Raw genomic sequence first — 3,821 nt, forward strand, 5'->3', positions numbered from 1 at the left:
GGTCAGGAGTTCGATCCTCCTAGGCTCCACCATTTACCTTTCGATTTGATCATCGAGCACTTGTTTGAGTGTTGGATCATCCAATTGGATGGGTGTGCGAACGCGCATTCTCTTCGAGAATACGCTGCCTCGCACCTGGCAGACTTCCTTCGGAAGTCGCCAATATTGACATCGTATAGAGAGAAATCAATCAACACTGTTTGATCGTGCCGAGTGTGGCACTGATCTCGGTCGTTCTTATCTTCGGATAAGCGGCACGGTTTGGGTCTAGCCGGCCCTGTCTCGTGTATCGCGACTGAAACGAACAGAGTTGTCCAAGTCAAATATACTAACCCGAGCGACCTGCGTTGATCAGCTGCACGGCTGAGAGACCATATGGGGTTGCTCAATTGTCCTCGTCCAAGTGGCGGGGGCGGGAAATGTATGTTTTTGGTTCAGAAGAACGATCACCTTTAGTTACCAGCTGGGTGATCACGATCGATCTAATCGAACTGTGAAGGCCGAAGGCCGAAAGAGTTCATGCGCTCAAGTAGCCGAATAGGCGGTAGCGCAAAGATTAAGTCTTTCTTTTTCTGGATCAAATCAAGCGCGAGAAGGGCGTTTGGTGAATGCCTTGGCAGCAAGAGGCGATGAAAGACGTGATACTCTGCGATAAGCCATGGGGAGCTGAGAATAAGCTTTGATCCATGGATTTCTGAATGGGGCAACCCACCTGAAAGCTTCATATTGTTATCTTTGATACTCAATATGGGGTTTAAACAGGTACTTAAGACCTGAATACATAGGGTTTTAAGAGCAAACCCGGGGAACTGAAACATCTAAGTACCCGGAGGAAAGGAAATCAATTGATACTCCCCTAGTAGCGGCGAGCGAACGGGGACCAGCCGAGCCAGATGAGTGAGAAGAACATGTTGGGAAGCATGGCCATAGCGGGTGACAGCCCCGTATTCTAAGCTCTGATGGACGTATTAAGTAGGGCGGAACACGTGAAATTCTGTCTGAAGATCGGAGGACCACCTTCGAAGGCTAAGTACTCCTTGCTGACCGATAGCGAACCAGTACCGTGAGGGAAAGGTGAAAAGCACCCCGACGAGGGGAGTGAAACAGTACCTGAAACCGAACGCCTACAATCAGTCGGAGGCTCCTTGCGAGCTGACGGCGTACCTTTTGTATAATGGGTCATCGACTTGGTCTCACGAGCAAGCTTAAGCCGTTAGGTGTAGGCGTAGCGAAAGCGAGTCTTAATAGGGCGCATGAGTTCGTGGGATCAGACCCGAAACCGAGTGATCTAGGCATGGCCAGGTTGAAGGTAAGGTAACACTTACTGGAGGACCGAACCCACATCCGTTGAAAAGGATCGGGATGAGCTGTGCCTAGGGGTGAAAGGCCAATCAAACTCGGAGATAGCTGGTTCTCTGCGAAATCTATTTAGGTAGAGCGTCATCCGAATACCCCGGGGGGTAGAGCACTGGATGGGTAATGGGGCCCCACAGGCTTACTGATCCTAACCAAACTCCGAATACCCGGGAGTACTAGATGGCAGACACACTGCGGATGCTAACGTCCGTAGTGGAGAGGGAAACAACCCTGACCTACGACTAAGGCCCCCAATTCATGGCTAAGTGGGAAAGCAGGTGGGACGACCAAAACAACCAGGAGGTTGGCTTAGAAGCAGCCATCCTTTAAAGATAGCGTAACAGCTCACTGGTCTAAATAAGTTGTCCTGCGGCGAAGATGTAACGGGGCTCAAGCCATGAGCCGAAGTCTAGGGATGCGTAAGCATCGGTAGCAGAGCGTAGTGTGACATAGCACTCATCCTGTATTATCGCCGGTCATTTGGCGCGAGCAATCGCGCTCAAGTAGCCGAATAGGCGGTAGCGCAGGATAGAGTGTTTTCGATGAAGCGGGCGCGTGAGCGATCCCGTGGAGAGATCACTAGTGAGAATGATGACATGAGTAGCGACAAAGAGTGTGAGAGACACTCTCGCCGAAAGTCCAAGGGTTCCTGCTTAAAGCTAATCTGAGCAGGGTAAGCCGGCCCCTAAGCCGAGGCCGAAAGGCGTAGGCGATGGGAACTAGGTTAATATTCCTAGGCCAGGAGGATGTGACGGATCACAGGTGTAGTTCAATCTTATCGGATTGATTGGGCTGCTGAGTGGTTCCTGGAAATAGCCCTCCATCAGACCGTACCCTAAACCGACACAGGTGGACTGGTAGAGCATACCAAGGCGCTTGAGAGAACGATGTTGAAGGAACTCGGCAAAATACCTCCGTAAGTTCGCGAGAAGGAGGCCCGGTTCCTAGGCAACTAGGGGCTGGGGGCACAAACCAGGGGGTGGCGACTGTTTATTAAAAACACAGGGCTCTGCGAAGTCGCAAGACGACGTATAGGGTCTGACGCCTGCCCGGTGCCTGAAGGTTAAAAGGAGAGGTGAGAGCCTTGAATTGAAGCCCAGGTAAACGGCGGCCGTAACTATAACGGTCCTAAGGTAGCGAAATTCCTTGTCGGGTAAGTTCCGACCTGCACGAATGGCGTAACGACTTCCCCGCTGTCTCCAACATCGACTCAGCGAAATTGAATTGCCTGTCAAGATGCAGGCTTCCCGCGGTTAGACGGAAAGACCCCGTGCACCTTTACTACAGCTTCGCACTGGCATCAGGATTGTGATGTGCAGGATAGGTGGTAGGCTTTGAAGCGGAAACGCAAGTATCCGTGGAGCCTCCCTTGAGATACCACCCTTCGCACTCTTGATGTCTAACCGCGGTCCGTTATCCGGATCCGGGACCCTGCGTGGCGGGTAGTTTGACTGGGGCGGTCGCCTCCTAAAGCGTAACGGAGGCGCGCGAAGGTTGGCTCAGAGCGGTCGGAAATCGCTCGTTGAGTGCAATGGCAGAAGCCAGCCTGACTGCAAGACTGACAAGTCGAGCAGAGTCGAAAGACGGCCATAGTGATCCGGTGGTCCCGAGTGGAAGGGCCATCGCTCAACGGATAAAAGGTACGCCGGGGATAACAGGCTGATACTGCCCAAGAGTCCATATCGACGGCAGTGTTTGGCACCTCGATGTCGGCTCATCTCATCCTGGGGCTGGAGCAGGTCCCAAGGGTACGGCTGTTCGCCGTTTAAAGAGGTACGTGAGCTGGGTTTAGAACGTCGTGAGACAGTTCGGTCCCTATCTGCCGTGGGTGTAGGAGACTTGAGAGGAGTTGCCCCTAGTACGAGAGGACCGGGGTGAACGATCCACTGGTGGACCAGTTGTCGTGCCAACGGCAGTGCTGGGTAGCTATGATCGGACAGGATAACCGCTGAAGGCATCTAAGCGGGAAGCCCCCCTCAAAACAAGGTCTCCCTGAGGGCCGTGGAAGACCACCACGTCAATAGGCCGGAGATGTAAGCGCAGTAATGCGTTCAGTTGACCGGTACTAATCGCCCGATAGGCTTGATTTGATCCAGTAATGGAAAGACAAATCACCAAAAGCATACACTGACCTTGAGTTGGACAACGTTGATCTGATTAATACAACCGAGTGGCAACGCGCCTTTTGCAAGCAAAAGACGCTGCCTGCCACCTCGTCGCTTTCCTGCAACGCAGGAAAGTCGACATGGGCTTTTCCTCGGTTTGGTGGTCATAGCGCAAGTGAAACACCCGGTCCCATCCCGAACCCGGAAGTTAAGCACTGCCGCGCCAATGGTACTTGGGCTTAAGCCCCGGGAGAGTAGGTCACCGCCAAACCTAGTAAAAGCCCAATTCTCTCTAAACGATCAATCAATACACGGCCTCAATTAGCCGAATAGGCGATAGGCCCACCAAAGTGTCGCGGG

1 tRNA gene and 2 rRNA genes (1 of these 3 cut by a window edge) are annotated in these 3,821 nt (G+C 52.8%); all 3 read left to right on the forward strand.

The annotated features are described in order from the left end of the window. A tRNA-Ala gene (locus ACR0JA_RS23555) sits at positions 1 to 32 on the forward strand (it extends 44 nt beyond the left edge of the window). A 548-nt stretch (positions 33 to 580) separates the two neighbouring features. Then, positions 581 to 3,446, forward strand: a 23S ribosomal RNA gene (locus ACR0JA_RS23560). Positions 3,447 to 3,617: 171 nt separating this feature from the next. After that, positions 3,618 to 3,732, forward strand: a 5S ribosomal RNA gene (gene rrf, locus ACR0JA_RS23565). Positions 3,733 to 3,821 lie beyond the last annotated feature (89 nt).

It is taken from the genome of Ruegeria sp. AM4 (assembly GCF_056540665.1).